The organism is Moraxella canis (assembly GCF_034424565.1).
GTDB classification, from domain to species: domain Bacteria; phylum Pseudomonadota; class Gammaproteobacteria; order Pseudomonadales; family Moraxellaceae; genus Moraxella; species Moraxella canis.
This window is the reverse complement of the sequence record NZ_CP139961.1, coordinates 1,032,197-1,046,684: the sequence shown is the minus strand read 5'-3', so window position 1 is coordinate 1,046,684 and position 14,488 is coordinate 1,032,197. Positions and strand designations below refer to the sequence as shown.

Below are 14,488 nucleotides of genomic sequence, written 5' to 3'. Positions count from 1 at the left end.
AACAATAACTTAGCCAAAATAGGCTACCCTGTGTTGAGTAGCCCATTTTTTATTAACGCTCATCCATCGGTACAAATGCCAAATCATCAGGACCTGTGTAGTTGGCAGACGGACGGATGATTTTGCCATCTTGACGCTGTTCTAGCACATGAGCTGACCAGCCTGTGGTGCGAGCGATGACAAATAGCGGCGTAAACATGGCGGTAGGCACACCCATTTTTTGATAGGACACCGCCGAGAACCAGTCAAGATTTGGGAACATCTTTTTCTCATTCCACATCAAGGTCTCCAAGCGTTCAGCGATGTCAAACAGTCGCATATCGCCAGTCTCTGCCGATAGGTCTTTGGCGACTTCTTTGATGACGACATTACGTGGGTCGGACACCGTATAGACAGGATGACCAAAGCCGATGACGATTTCTTTTTTGGCGATACGCTCACGGATGTCAGCTTCGGCATCATCGGCGTTGCGATAGCGTTTTTGGATGTCGTACGCCACTTCATTGGCACCGCCGTGTTTTGGACCTTTGAGCGCCCCGATAGAGCCTGTGATGCACGAATAGATGTCCGAGCCTGTGCCCGCGATGACACGGCTGGTAAAGGTGGAGGCGTTAAACTCATGCTCAGCATATAAGATGAGCGAGATGTGCATGGCTTTGATGTGTGACTCGCTTGGGCGTTTGCCATGGAGCATGTGCAAGAAATGTCCGCCGATGCTGTCCTCGATGCTCTCTACAGTGATGCGTTTGCCGTTGTGGCTGTATTGATACCAATAAAGCAGCATAGAGCCAAGAGATGCAATGAGTTTATCGGCAATGTCTCGGGCTTCTGAGGCAGGCTGGCTTTCACGCTCAGGGAACACGCAGCCCAGCATAGATACGCCCGTACGCATGACGTCCATGGGGTGGGTGTGAGCAGGCAGGCTTTCTAGGACTTCAATCACACGAATCGGCAAGCCACGCAAGGATTTTAGCTTGGCTTTATAAGCGGCAAGCTCAGATTTGTTAGGCAAATGACCATGGATAAGCAAATGGGCAACTTCTTCAAACTCGCAGTGTTTAGCAAGGTCAAGGATGTCATAGCCGCGATAGGACAAGTCATTGCCTGAGCGACCGACGGTACACAAGGCGGTGTTACCAGCTGGCACGCCAGATAAAGCGACGGATTTTTTGGGTTTGAAAGTGGGGGTTTGAGTGTCTGCCATGTTAATCTCCTTATGAATGGCGTTACCGTCAGACGGTGATATGCTGCCAAAGACGATACGTGCTTTGGTGGCGGTTAAATCCTAAGTGTGAATTTTGGGCTATGATCGCCTACAAATTCATATCATCACGCAGTCAGTTGCGCGATCCCTGACTGTCCTATTTTTAGTGCTAATACCAATAAAATACCAAAAATCAGCAGTTTAAATACTGTTGTACTGATGATGGTACGCAGGCGAATACCGCCAAATAAACCAAGCATCGACACCGCGGTTAAGATGATCAGTAGCGCATATTCACCATAACCAAAGGCGCGATATTCACCTTGTAATAAAAATATCTGCACCAGTTTACCCAGTAAGTAGCACAGATTGCTTGCTTTGGCGATGCGGTTTTTATCATCGGTTTGACTGAATAAAAATATCAGTAAAATCGGCGACATGGCATTGGTTGCACCGCCGACGATGCCAGCAATGAGCCCAAAGGCTGCCATGCTAAACCGTCCTGTGGGCACTGTCAGCGCACCTATCTTGCCTGTCATCGACAAAAGCCCATGCCCAGCATAATACAGTGTCACCGCCGCCATCATCACATACAGCCAAGCGACTGGCAAAACCAGCAAAAGCTGAACACCGATGATCCCGCCGATCACGCTCATCATCGCAAGCAGTTGATAATGCTGAGCGTAATATCTCAGCTCATCAATCAGCGAGCCTTGATTATTAGTGCACAGCACCAATAGGCTCATGAGCAGGCTGGGTATCGCAACGATGGCGACTGCTTGCGATAGCGGCATCAAAAATGCCAAAGCGCTGGTCGCAATCATCGGAAATCCCATGCCAGTGATTCCGTGTAAGATGGCTGCGACACCAAAAATCAGCGCTTGAAAACTTTCAGACATCGATTGTGCCTTTTGTAAATAAGTGACATTACCCAAATGGCTAATATAGCTTATTTACTCAGCCTTGACCATAAAAATAAAAACTGTTTTTATGATCAAAGCAACTTAAAATTACCATCAAATCATGGTAAAGATTGGATTACTTTTGACGAAATAGCTCGTCTAACTTTTGTTCAAAAGCATGATAATTTAAGAAATCATAAAGCTCCATGCGCGTCTGCATGGTATCGACGACCGAAGTTTGGACGCCTTCGTCTTTGAGCGTTTGATAGACATTGAGCGCCGCTTTATTCATCGCGCGAAACGCAGACAGTGGATAGAGCACCATGTCCACGCCCACATTAAACAGCTCATCGGTGGTGTATAAATCGGTTTGACCAAATTCGGTCATGTTGGCAAGCACAGGAATATCCAGCACATCGGTAAATTTGCGATACTGATTGATGTCTGTCAAGGCTTCGGCAAAAATCATATCCGCGCCTGCCTCTTGGAATGCCACCGCACGCTCAACCGCCGCATCCAAGCCTTCGACAGCCAAGGCGTCCGTACGCGCCATCACCACAAAGTCAGGATCGACTTTGGCGTCCAAAGCCGCTTTTAGGCGATCGATCATTTCTGCTGTCGAGACGATTTCTTTATTTGGGCGATGACCGCAGCGTTTTTGGGCGATTTGGTCTTCGATATGCACTGCTGCGACGCCTGCTTTTTCCATTTGTTTGATGGTGTTGGCGATATTGAACGCGCCGCCCCAACCTGTATCAATGTCCACCAAAAGCGGCGTATCTACCGCATTGGTGATGCGCGTGGCGTCAGTGAGCACATCATTTAGGCTTGTCATGCCCAAATCAGGCAGACCAAATGAAGCATTGGCGACACCGCCACCCGATAAATAAATGGCTTTATGCCCAACTTGTGTTGCCATCATGGCAGTATAAGCATTGATGGTGCCGACGATTTGCAAGGGCTTGTTGTTGGCTTTTTCGCTAGTGATGGCGTCGCGGAAACGGCGACCGGCAGAAACTTGACTCATATCATTTTCCTTATGCTATTAATCAGTTGTAATCAGATGGCTATGATAAAATGGCTTTTGGTTAACTATACCCCAATTTTTGTTGGCTGTCAGCAAATACAGTACAAATGTTCAGTAAAATTTAAAAGGGTTCCTTCTTATATTATGCAAATTATAAATAATAATTTTAAAATTTCACATAATTAACCCAAAACTTATTTACAAAACACATAATTTTGCCCATTTTCATTTACAAAAACACAACAAATAACCCATTTGCCCTAATTTGGTTCATCTACCAAAGGGGTAGGTACTTGGATGTGATGGCGCTCATACACACTTAGGATGGCACCGTGCAAAGTGGCAAGATTGGGTAAGGGATTATGCGCCAAGGTGTTGATGTACATGGGCGATGTAAACTCATGCACCAAAGGCAGGTAGCTGATTTGGTCGGTGCGGACGGTTTTTAGGCTATCAGGCACAATGGTAAAGCCTTCGCTTGCGGCGACCATGGCGAGTGCCACTTGGATATCACGCACGCGTACATGATTTCTAGGCTGCGTTTGGGTCTGCTCAAACAGCTGTAGCAGCGGATCGGTTTCTGTCAAGCCGGCTTGGGGGTTGGGGGTTTTGTGATACAAAATCAGTGTATCGGTGGTCAGATCTGATAGGGCGATTGGTGCGGTAGCGTTTTTGGCTAAATAATGCCATTTTGGCACAGCCAACACAAACGGCTCATGGCGCAAAAATGTCTGATGAATCAAAGGGTCATGACAAACAAAACGACCAAAGCCCACATCGATCTCACCAGATTTTAAGGCGCTAACCTGCTGCTCAAAGCTCATCTCAATGACTTTGATGTCAAAATCAGGATGCGTGCCATCAATGTCTTGTCTAAGCTGAGAGATCACTTCTGGTAACAGCCCATACAATACAGACACCACCGAGCCGATGATCAGACGGTTTTGGCGACCATCACCAAAGCGGCGCGTCAGTGCCATGGCTTGCTCAAGCTCATGCAGTGGCTGCTTGATATGACGATACAAAAACTCTCCAGCATCAGTCAATGCCATCGGACGATGATGGCGCTCAAATAATTCAACTTGCAAGTTTTCTTCAAGCTGCTGAATCTGACGGCTCAAAGACGGCTGTGATAACCCCAAGACTTTGGCAGATTGGCTGACACTGCCTGTGCCTGCCAAATGCAAAAAATACCCCAATTGCCGAAATTCCATAAGTGCACCTTATTCAGCGTTGATTGATCCTATCAATCATAGCACCATTTGCTGTCATTTACCACCGCACGCACGCCGCTCATCGCATGAGCATTGGCAGCTGTATCTTAAAAATCAAAAACACACTTGACCAAGCACGACCGCTTTGGATGCGCCAGTGACGGCAGGAATATTGCCTGTGCGCCCTAAGATGTTTTGGCGTGCAAGCCAAGCAAATGCCATCCCCTCAACCAATGCCACATCGATGCCAAGGCTGCTGGTTGGCTTGACCGACAAACTGGGCAGATGTGCTTGCAGGCGAGCCATCAGATAGGCATTTTTTGCACCGCCGCCGCACACCAGCACCACGCCTGAATCAACCAAGCGAGCAATCTGCTCGGCGGCACTGACGGCGGTCAGCTCACATAAGGTGGTCTGTACATCGACAGGGCTGTAGCGTAAATTTGGGTGGCTGTGTCCAAGCTGACCGAGCATGGCATCTAGCCATGACAGATGAAAATCCTCGCGACCTGTGCTTTTTGGGGGTGGTTTGGCAAAAAAAGGATGGTCAAGCAGCAGCTCAAGCAGCGGCTCAATCACTTGTCCTTCTGCCGCCCATGTGCCATCTTTATCATAATTAGTGCCTGTGTGCCGTGCAATCCATGCGTCCATGAGCAAATTGGCAACGCCTGTATCAAAGCCTATCGGCGTGCCTTGACCGTCGTAGTCAAGTAAGGTGATGTTTGCGATACCACCCAAGTTGAGCACCGCTTTGATGCTCTGATCATTGCCAAACATCGCCTGATGAAACGCAGGCACAAGCGGCGCACCTTGTCCGCCGACCGCCATGTCGCGGCGGCGAAAATCACTGACCACAGCAATGCCGGTATGCTCAGCCAAGACATTGGGGTCTAAAAGCTGCAGACTGAACGACCACTCTGGGCGGTGGCGCACAGTCTGCCCATGACAGCCGATGGCGCTGACTTGCTCGTCACTGATTTGCGCTTTTTTAAGCAGCTCTAGCACCACTTGCGCAGCAAAGGTGGCATAATACACACTTGCCCAGCCATAGACATCCAGCTCACTTTGAAAGCTAAGCTGATGGGTTTGGATGAATTTGTCTGCACCATTGGGCGTGGTTAACGATAATAAAGCGTGCTGCAGATCCTCAGGAAAGGGCAGGCTATGACTGGCAACCATCTCAACCACACGCCCATCATCGCCCTCAAAAAATTGACACAGTACCGCATCCATGCCATCTAAGCTTGTACCGCTCATCATGCCAATAAAATAAGGCGCTTCATCTATGATCGTCGCGGCGCCCAAGTTTTCGCCAAAAATTTCTTCTAAAAAATCTGCTGATACCGTCATGATTTGCCAACATTTACATCATACAAAAACTTAAGCATAACAAATTTTTAACTTTGGTGATACGAATTTTTGATAAAAGGCGTGATGCAGGATGACTTTTTGGCGATTTTTGCTATAATCAAGGCGATTTTTTGAGTTTATGATTTGAATAAAGGCGATGACCATGAGCGATTTTTTACCCATTGAAGAACAGATGCAGCTGATCATGCGTGGCGTGAATGAAATTTATTCCAAAGAAGATTTGGTAAAAAAACTAGAACAAAACCGCCCATTACGCATCAAGCTTGGCATGGACCCCACCGCCCCAGATTTGCATTTTGGGCATACGGTGGTGCTCAACAAACTGCGTCATTTTCAGGATTTGGGGCATGAAGTGCTGTTTTTGATTGGTGACTATACCGCCCGCATCGGCGACCCGTCTGGCAAAAACGCCACCCGTCCGCCACTCACCGAAGCAGACGTCAAAGCCAACGCCCAAACCTATGCCGAGCAAGTCTTTAAGATTTTGGATAAAGACAAAACCAAAATCGTCTTTAACTCAGAGTGGTTTTCTAAGATGAGTGCAGGCGACATGATACAGCTGGCAAGCCAAGTTACTGTGTCTAGAATGTTAGAGCGTGATGACTTTGCCAAGCGATATGACAGCCAAACGCCGATTGCCATTCATGAGTTTTTGTATCCGCTGGTACAAGGCTACGACAGCATCGCACTAGATGCCGATGTGGAGCTTGGTGGTAATGACCAAACCTTTAACCTGCTGATGGGGCGTACGCTGCAAGGCCGCTATGGCAAAGAGCCGCAAGTATGTATTACCATGCCGATTTTGGAAGGTTTGGACGGCGTACAAAAAATGAGCAAATCGCTGGGCAACTACATTGGCATCAACGACCCCGCTGGCGTGATGTACCAAAAAATCCTATCCATGCCCGACACGCTGATTGCTCGCTACTTTGAGCTACTTAGCTTTAAGCCGATGAGCGAAGTCAACGCCTTGCTTGATGATATGGCAAATGGGCGCAATCCCCAAGAGATTAAGCGCATCTTAGCCCTAGAACTCATTGAGCGTTTCCATGACAAAGACGCTGCCGACAACGCCCATAAGTCAACAGGCAATCGCTTGGCGGATGGTGAGCTGCCTGTGGATTTGCCCGAAGTGAGCTTGTCTTTGAATGGTCAGGATAAATTGTTCATCACCCAAATCTTGAACCAAGCCAGCCTTGCCAAAAATTCTGCTCAGGCCAAAGACATGCTGTCTCGTGGGGCGGTCAAAGTGGACGGACAAGTGGTGGACGCAAGCTTTGCCTTAGAAGCAGGTCAGACGGTGGTGATTCAAGCAGGCAAAAAGGCGTATGCCAGAGTGAGTGTAGGGTAATAAGCTGAGAGAATTGGTGATGATGTTGACGTTAGATTGGTTGATGGTGTCTATCATTATTGTTGCCATTGTATTTATCGGTTTTTTAATTTTTAAATTAATAAATAATGGCAAAGATGATGAGGTTTATGAACAGCTCCGGCAAATGCAACAAGATTTAACGAATGCCAAAGCCCAATTCTTGCAAGAAAAGCTAAAAATGAGTGATGAATTTCACAAACAGCTTGAGCAAAAGATAGTACAAATTACCAACCTTGAACAGCAAATAGTACAGCTAAATCATCAACATCGATTGAATACGGAAAAGGCAATTATAACTGCTCAAAAACGCTCGGCTAATACACAAAGAAACGTAATAAAGGGTCAGATGGCAGAACGCTTTGCACCGTTCATGTCAGGCTTTGAATATTATCCAGCTGACTGCCGTTTTTTAGGCGAGCCGATTGATTATGTGATTTTTCACAATGTGCATGCGTGTGCTGATGACGCAGTTGATTTGTCAGAGGTTGCTATTGTATTTTTAGAAATTAAAACAGGGTCGGCAAAATTAAATAAAAGACAAGAAATTATCAAGCGAGCCATTATGAATGGTCAGATCAAGTTTGAAACACTGAGAATTAACAATGATAATCCAGTGGTATATAAAGACAATCACAATAGCACACCTTCATCCCATTGCTATGATCAAACACAAGATGATTTGAGAGTGGGGCAAAAGTGGACGGAAGAAGAAGATGAGCGATTGGTAGAAGCGTTTGATAAGGGCTTAGAAATTAAGGAATTAGCCCAATTACATGGGCGAAAATATGGTGGTATTAGAAGTCGTTTAAAAAAACTAGGTAAAATAGAGTAAATGAGAGTGTGACATATCATTATGGTTGGGGATAGTGATCTTATGAAAAAACGCGTTTTACCCAACACCCCATGGAGCAACACATCCTATTGGACGCTCAAAGCCAAACCCCTTGCCATGCTGTGTGTGTCGCTCAGCCTGTTTGGGTTTGGCGAAGCCTTGCTGCTCAAATCACAACTGGGCTCATCCCCTTGGACAGTATTTGCTCAGGGACTTGCTGTGCAGACAGGCTTAAATATTGGGATTTTGACCTTTATCATCAGCTTTGGTGTGTTGGCACTGTGGTTACCGCTTAAACAAAGATTTGGCTTGGGGACGATTTTAAATATCTGTATCATCGCCCTAAGTTTGGGGCTGTTTGATGTTTGGCTGTCTGTGGTGGATACTTTGGTGTGGCAAATCCTACTGGCTGTACTGGGCGTGGTCATCGTTGGTATTGCGTCTGCCCTTTATTTGACATCGCACATGGGGGCAGGTCCACGAGATGGCTTGATGGTGGGCTTGACGCAGCTGACAGGTCTGAAAGTAGGCGTGATTCGCACTTTTTTGGAAGGTACAGTGTGCCTGATAGGCTGGCTGCTTGGTGGCGTGGTGGGCTTAGCGACACTGATGTTTGCCTTTGGTGTGGGGTGGGTGGTGCAGGTGTCGCTGGATGTGCTGTTTAAAAAATATGCATCTATCAATCAAGCTCTAAGCAGAGCTTAAACGCCGTAAGCGAAGGTTGTCATAGATCATCGCACCCAAAAACACCAACGCCTGCATCAAAACAATCGTCGCGCCCGTTGCAGAGTCCAGATGATAGCTGATGATCACCCCAAAGACGCTCGTAAAACAAGAGCTGATCATGGCAACCATCAGCATCCTATCAAAGCGCTTGCACAAAATGAACGCCGTCATTCCGGGTGAGATCAGCATGGCGATCACCAAAATCACCCCCACTGCCTGCATGGCGATCACAATGGTTGCCGATAATAAAATCAGCAAACCGTAGTGTAATTTTTGTACAGATAAGCCTGCGACTTGTGCATGGAGACTGTCAAAACAATACAGCAAAAGATCGCGCCGTTTGATGAGTAGAATCATCAAAATCACCGACGAAATCGCCGCCGTTTGATACATCAAAGTGCGACTGATCCCAAGCAGATTACCAAATAAAATATGCGTCAGATGCTGGTTGCTGTCAATTTTGTGAAACATCACCAGCCCCACCGCAAACATGCCTGAAAATACCACGCCCATCAGGGTGTCTTCTTTAAGCCGAGTATGATTTTTTAGGTAGCCTACCGCACTTGCGCAGCACATCCCCGCCACAAACGCCCCAAGCGTCATCGGCACACCCAACCAAAATGCCAAAACCACCCCAGGAAATACCGCATGAGAGATGGCATCTCCCATCAAAGACCAGCCTTTTAGGACGATATAGCAAGATAAAATTGCACAGACCACCGCCACCGCCACCGCAGAGATGAGCGCATGTTGCATAAAGGTGTGGCTAAATGGTTCGGTGAACCACCACAAAACAGAATTTGACATAATTTAGCGAACCGATGAGTTGAATGACTGAGATCGTTTTTGGCTGAATCTGCCGTACTTTGGCGAAAATAAAAAGGCAATGATAAATAATAGTGTCTGCAAACATACAATAATGCCTCCAGTGGCACCATCCAAAAAATAACTCAAATACACCCCAAATCCACTGGTTATAACACCAATTGCGCCAGCGATCAAAATCAGCGCACGAAATTTATCAGTGAGCTGATAAGCGGTCGCCCCAGGTGTGATGACCATAGCAATGACCAAAATTGCACCGACTGTCTGCAAGGCAGAGACCACGCACGCACTTAGCAAGCTAAAAAAGAGCAATTTATAATATTTGGTCGATAAGCCCACTGCCTTGGCTTGAATCTCATCAAAAAAAACCAACAGCAAATCTTTCCAAAAAATCACCAAAAAAATCAAAGTGACGATCATGACAATAGTCACCTGCCACATATCTGTGTCAGCGATGCCCAAGATATTGCCAAAAATAATCTCTTGTACATTGACCGCGGTGGGATTTAGGGAAATGATAAACAGACCTAGCGCAAAAAAAGTGGTAAAAATAAATCCGATGACCGCATCTTCTGGCAGTCTGGTGACGGATTTTATCCATAAAATGGACAGCGCTGCCAAAATACCAGAAAAAAATGCCCCTAAGGCATAAGGCGCACCCAAGGCATAAGCAATGGCGACACCTGGGACCACAGCGTGCGATAAGGCATCGCCGATCAAAGACCACCCCTTGAGCATCAAATACGCCGATAAAAATGCACAGACTCCGCCCACCAACGAGCTTAAAAAAATTGCCTTGAGCATATATTCATACGCAAAAGGCTCAAGCAGTAGGGTAATCATGAGCCCTCCTGATGACCATCATCGCCATGGTCGGTAGGTTTGCTGGATTTGACATTCTTACGGTGATATGAGCTGCGATCTTGATGATGACCGTAAAATACCGCAGGTATCTCATCATCTGCCAAGATGGTCAAGCTGCGCTGATCGTCATCGTCGTGCAGATCTTCACCAGCGAGATGGAGCTGTCTTAGGACGCCACCGAAAACCTTTTCAAGATTGGCTTGGGTGAATGTGCTGTGCGTGTCGCCCATCGCCAAAATGGTACGATTGATCATGATGACTTGGTCACAAAATTCAGGGACTGTACCCAAATTGTGCGTTGAAATCAAAATCAAATGACCTTCATCACGCAGCTCATCCAAAAGCGTCATGATGGCTTTTTCAGTTTTTACATCCACTCCAGTAAATGGCTCATCCAGCAAAAGAATCTTACTTTCTTGTGCCAACGCCCTTGCCAAAAAAACTCGCTTTTTTTGACCGCCTGACAATTCACTGATTTGACGATCGGCAAGATGAGTGATTTGTAGTCGCGACAAAGCGTCATTGACCTTTTGCCGATCAGACGCCTTGGGTCTGCGCAAAAAATTCATATGACCGTACCGCCCCATCACCACCACATCATGAACCGACACAGGAAATTGCCAATCGACTTCTTCACTTTGGGGTACATAGGCGACGAGATTTTGTTTGAGTGCTTGGGTGATGGACAAGTCACACAGCTTCACCTGACCTGACTGGGGCTTGATAAGCCCCATTATTACCTTAAATAAAGTGGATTTACCGCTGCCATTGACACCCACTAAAGCGCAGGTCGTTCCGCCTTGTAGATTCAATGACACATCGGACAAGGCGGTATGTCCATTATTGTATCGGACCGAAACATCTGCGATATGAATGGTGGCTGCACTCATTATTCTTCAAATCCACTGACGATGGTTGACACGGTGGTTTGTAGTAAATCAAGATAAGTCGGAACAGGGCCACTGGCTTCAGATAGCGAATCGACATACAAGACGCCGCCGTATTTGGCACCGGTTTCTTTGGCGACTTGTTTGGCGGGTTTATCTGAAATGGTACTTTCGCTAAACACCACAGGAATGTGATTGGCGCGCACAGTGTCAATCAAAGATTTTACCTGCTGTGGTGAACCTTGCTGCTCAGCATTGATCGGCCACAGATAAGCTTCTTTAAAGCCATAATCTTTTGCCAAATAGCTAAAAGCACCTTCACTGGTGACCAACCAACGCTTATCTTCAGGTACTTCAGAGAGTTTGGCTCGTAGCGGTGCATCCATGGCTTTGATTTTTGCGCTATAGTCTTCAGCATTTTTGGTATAAATGGCTTCATTGGCAGGGTCTTGCTCAATCAGCGCATTTTTGATATTCTCAACATAAATCAGGGCATTATTTGGCGACATCCAAGCATGTGGATTTGGCATGTCTTTATAAGCGCCTTCAGTAATGTTAATCGGCGTGATGCCTTCGGTGACAATGACCGCAGGCACATCGTGAGTATCATGATAAAACTTTTCAAACCAAAGCTCTAGGTTTAGACCATTCCATAAGATCAAATTGGCGTTTTGGGCTTTTACCACATCCTGGGGCGTGGGCTCATATTCGTGAATCTCAGCGCCGGCTTTGGTGATGGATTGGACATCGGCAGCATCACCTGCCACATTTTTTGCGATATCAGCGATGACTGTAAATGTGGTGACCACATTGAGTTTGTCTGATGGATTTGATTCATCCTGTGCTGCGGTGCTGTCTTGGGATTGATTGCCGCATCCGATCAGTGCTAAGCACATTGTTAAGCAAGCGGTAAAACTTTTGAGTGATTTCATAAGGTGACCTTAAATTGATTAACTAAAAAATGATGAACAAATTGAAACGAACAGACCAAAATTTATTTAATATTAATGATAATCATTATCAAAATTAAAGTCAAGCCTAAAAATACAACCCTTTGTCAGTCTCTATAACTTCAGCCTATCCCAAAAATCCCCCATAAAATCAAACCCTTACCAACTTTCTCATCATTTTCCCAAAAAACCGCTTTACAAGCTGTCAAATCCTGCCTATAATACGCACCACTTAAGCAGCACAGCACAGTAAAAAACACTGCTAAATCAACAACTTAGCAAACAGTTGACTGAAGCTTCAACTCTTTAAAATCAATTAATTTTAAATTTTTGAAAAAAGTGCTTGACTTAATAAAATTTCAGCGTATAATACGCAACTCATTGAGCAACTGGACGACAGTGTTCAACACTATTTAAAATCCAAACTAAAGAACAACTTGTGTGGATTTTTGTCAATACAAGATACTTAAAAAGATAATCATTTATTGATACTGTTTACTTATCTTAAGTACGGCAAAAATACTCAAAGTTAATTCATTAACACGATGAGCAGATATTGAAATATATATCATTTGCTAGTAAGTACGATAAATGAGCCAACATTAAAGTCCAATCAAACAGCTTTGTTTGACTGGCAAATCAAGATTAAACTGAAGAGTTTGATCATGGCTCAGATTGAACGCTGGCGGCAGGCTTAACACATGCAAGTCGAACGAGGTTAGAAAGCTTGCTTTTGATACCTAGTGGCGGACGGGTGAGTAATGCTTAGGAATCTGCCTAGTAGTGGGGGATAACTTGGGGAAACTCAAGCTAATACCGCATACGACCTACGGGTGAAAGGGGGCGCAAGCTCTCGCTATTAGATGAGCCTAAGTCGGATTAGCTAGTTGGTGGGGTAAAGGCCTACCAAGGCGACGATCTGTAGCTGGTCTGAGAGGATGATCAGCCACACTGGGACTGAGACACGGCCCAGACTCCTACGGGAGGCAGCAGTGGGGAATATTGGACAATGGGCGAAAGCCTGATCCAGCCATGCCGCGTGTGTGAAGAAGGCCTTTTGGTTGTAAAGCACTTTAAGTGGGGAGGAAAAGTTAATGGTTAATACCCATTAGCCCTGACGTTACCCACAGAATAAGCACCGGCTAACTCTGTGCCAGCAGCCGCGGTAATACAGAGGGTGCAAGCGTTAATCGGAATTACTGGGCGTAAAGCGCGCGTAGGTGGTTACTTAAGTCAGATGTGAAAGCCCCGGGCTTAACCTGGGAACTGCATCTGATACTGGGTAACTAGAGTAGGTGAGAGGGGAGTAGAATTCCAGGTGTAGCGGTGAAATGCGTAGAGATCTGGAGGAATACCGATGGCGAAGGCAGCTCCCTGGCATCATACTGACACTGAGGTGCGAAAGCGTGGGTAGCAAACAGGATTAGATACCCTGGTAGTCCACGCCGTAAACGATGTCTACCAGTCGTTGGGTCTTTTAAAGACTTAGTGACGCAGTTAACGCAATAAGTAGACCGCCTGGGGAGTACGGCCGCAAGGTTAAAACTCAAATGAATTGACGGGGGCCCGCACAAGCGGTGGAGCATGTGGTTTAATTCGATGCAACGCGAAGAACCTTACCTGGTCTTGACATAGTAGGAATCCTGCAGAGATGCGGGAGTGCCTTCGGGAATCTACATACAGGTGCTGCATGGCTGTCGTCAGCTCGTGTCGTGAGATGTTGGGTTAAGTCCCGCAACGAGCGCAACCCTTTTCCTTAGTTACCAGCACCTCGGGTGGGAACTCTAAGGATACTGCCAGTGACAAACTGGAGGAAGGCGGGGACGACGTCAAGTCATCATGGCCCTTACGACCAGGGCTACACACGTGCTACAATGGTAGGTACAAAGGGTTGCTACACAGCGATGTGATGCCAATCTCAAAAAGCCTATCGTAGTCCGGATTGGAGTCTGCAACTCGACTCCATGAAGTCGGAATCGCTAGTAATCGCAGATCAGAATGCTGCGGTGAATACGTTCCCGGGCCTTGTACACACCGCCCGTCACACCATGGGAGTTGATCTCACCAGAAGTGGGTAGCCTAACGCAAGAGGGCGCTCACCACGGTGGGGTCGATGACTGGGGTGAAGTCGTAACAAGGTAGCCGTAGGGGAACCTGCGGCTGGATCACCTCCTTAACGAAGTTATCTGATTGGCAAGAATTCACAACAAGTTGTTCTTTGGTAAGATGTTTAAAACGGGTCTATAGCTCAGTTGGTTAGAGCACCGTGTTGATAACGCGGGGGTCATAAGTTCAAGTCTTATTAGACCCACCA

General features: G+C 46.5%; 12 protein-coding genes, 1 tRNA gene and 1 rRNA gene. 5 read left to right on the top strand and 9 right to left on the bottom strand.

Annotation, left to right across the window (positions count from 1 at the left end):
- Positions 1–52: 52 nt before the first annotated feature.
- The 5 genes from prpC to U0021_RS04715 form a co-directional block, all read right to left on the bottom strand.
- Positions 53–1,204: a bifunctional 2-methylcitrate synthase/citrate synthase gene (gene prpC, locus U0021_RS04735; RefSeq protein ID WP_114800960.1), complete on the bottom strand. Its 1,152-nt coding sequence runs from the start codon at positions 1,202–1,204 to the stop codon at positions 53–55.
- A 125-nt stretch (positions 1,205–1,329) separates the two neighbouring features.
- A complete protein-coding gene (locus U0021_RS04730; protein WP_114800959.1) occupies positions 1,330–2,103 on the bottom strand; it encodes a sulfite exporter TauE/SafE family protein in 774 nt (257 codons plus the stop codon).
- Between the two features lie 139 nt (positions 2,104–2,242).
- Positions 2,243–3,133: a methylisocitrate lyase gene (prpB, locus tag U0021_RS04725; RefSeq protein ID WP_064610757.1), complete on the bottom strand. Its 891-nt coding sequence runs from the start codon at positions 3,131–3,133 to the stop codon at positions 2,243–2,245.
- 260 nt (positions 3,134–3,393) lie between these two features.
- Complete coding sequence (locus tag U0021_RS04720; RefSeq protein WP_114800958.1) at positions 3,394–4,347, bottom strand: LysR family transcriptional regulator; 954 nt, start codon at positions 4,345–4,347, stop codon at positions 3,394–3,396.
- Between the two features lie 114 nt (positions 4,348–4,461).
- Complete coding sequence (locus tag U0021_RS04715) at positions 4,462–5,697, bottom strand: anhydro-N-acetylmuramic acid kinase (protein WP_114800957.1); 1,236 nt, start codon at positions 5,695–5,697, stop codon at positions 4,462–4,464.
- Positions 5,698–5,860: 163 nt separating this feature from the next.
- Here U0021_RS04715 and tyrS point away from each other — a divergent pair, with 163 nt between their 5' ends.
- Genes tyrS through yczE form a run of 3 tightly spaced genes read left to right on the top strand, consistent with a single transcriptional unit; the run spans position 5,861 to position 8,627 of the window.
- Positions 5,861–7,069, top strand: a complete 1,209-nt coding sequence (gene tyrS, locus U0021_RS04710) for a tyrosine--tRNA ligase (RefSeq protein ID WP_114800956.1) — start codon at positions 5,861–5,863, stop codon at positions 7,067–7,069.
- A gap of 19 nt (positions 7,070–7,088) precedes the next feature.
- Positions 7,089–7,922, top strand: coding sequence for a Holliday junction resolvase-like protein (locus U0021_RS04705; RefSeq protein WP_114800955.1), 834 nt, complete (start codon positions 7,089–7,091; stop codon positions 7,920–7,922).
- 42 nt (positions 7,923–7,964) lie between these two features.
- Positions 7,965–8,627 (top strand): membrane protein YczE, encoded by a 663-nt coding sequence (gene yczE, locus U0021_RS04700; RefSeq protein WP_114800969.1) that lies wholly within the window; start codon positions 7,965–7,967, stop codon positions 8,625–8,627.
- Here the strand turns inward: yczE and U0021_RS04695 are convergent.
- Genes U0021_RS04695 through U0021_RS04680 form a run of 4 tightly spaced genes read right to left on the bottom strand, consistent with a single transcriptional unit; the run spans position 8,613 to position 12,156 of the window.
- The gene (locus U0021_RS04695) at positions 8,613–9,455 is read right to left on the bottom strand and encodes a metal ABC transporter permease (protein ID WP_227538732.1); all 843 of its coding nucleotides are present in this window, start codon (positions 9,453–9,455) and stop codon (positions 8,613–8,615) included. The genes yczE and U0021_RS04695 overlap by 15 nt on opposite strands.
- Positions 9,456–9,458: 3 nt before the next feature.
- Positions 9,459–10,316 carry a metal ABC transporter permease gene (locus U0021_RS04690; protein WP_114800953.1) on the bottom strand — a complete coding sequence of 286 codons (858 nt, stop codon included), beginning with the start codon at positions 10,314–10,316 and terminating at the stop codon, positions 9,459–9,461.
- Positions 10,313–11,227: a metal ABC transporter ATP-binding protein gene (locus U0021_RS04685; RefSeq protein ID WP_114800952.1), complete on the bottom strand. Its 915-nt coding sequence runs from the start codon at positions 11,225–11,227 to the stop codon at positions 10,313–10,315. Before U0021_RS04685 ends, U0021_RS04690 begins: the two co-directional genes overlap by 4 nt.
- A complete protein-coding gene (locus U0021_RS04680; RefSeq protein WP_114800951.1) occupies positions 11,227–12,156 on the bottom strand; it encodes a metal ABC transporter substrate-binding protein in 930 nt (309 codons plus the stop codon). The genes U0021_RS04685 and U0021_RS04680 overlap by 1 nt, the downstream gene beginning before the upstream one ends.
- A 665-nt stretch (positions 12,157–12,821) precedes the next feature.
- Here U0021_RS04680 and U0021_RS04675 point away from each other — a divergent pair.
- Positions 12,822–14,350: ribosomal RNA gene (locus U0021_RS04675) — 16S ribosomal RNA — on the top strand.
- Between the two features lie 61 nt (positions 14,351–14,411).
- Positions 14,412–14,488 (top strand) — tRNA-Ile (locus U0021_RS04670).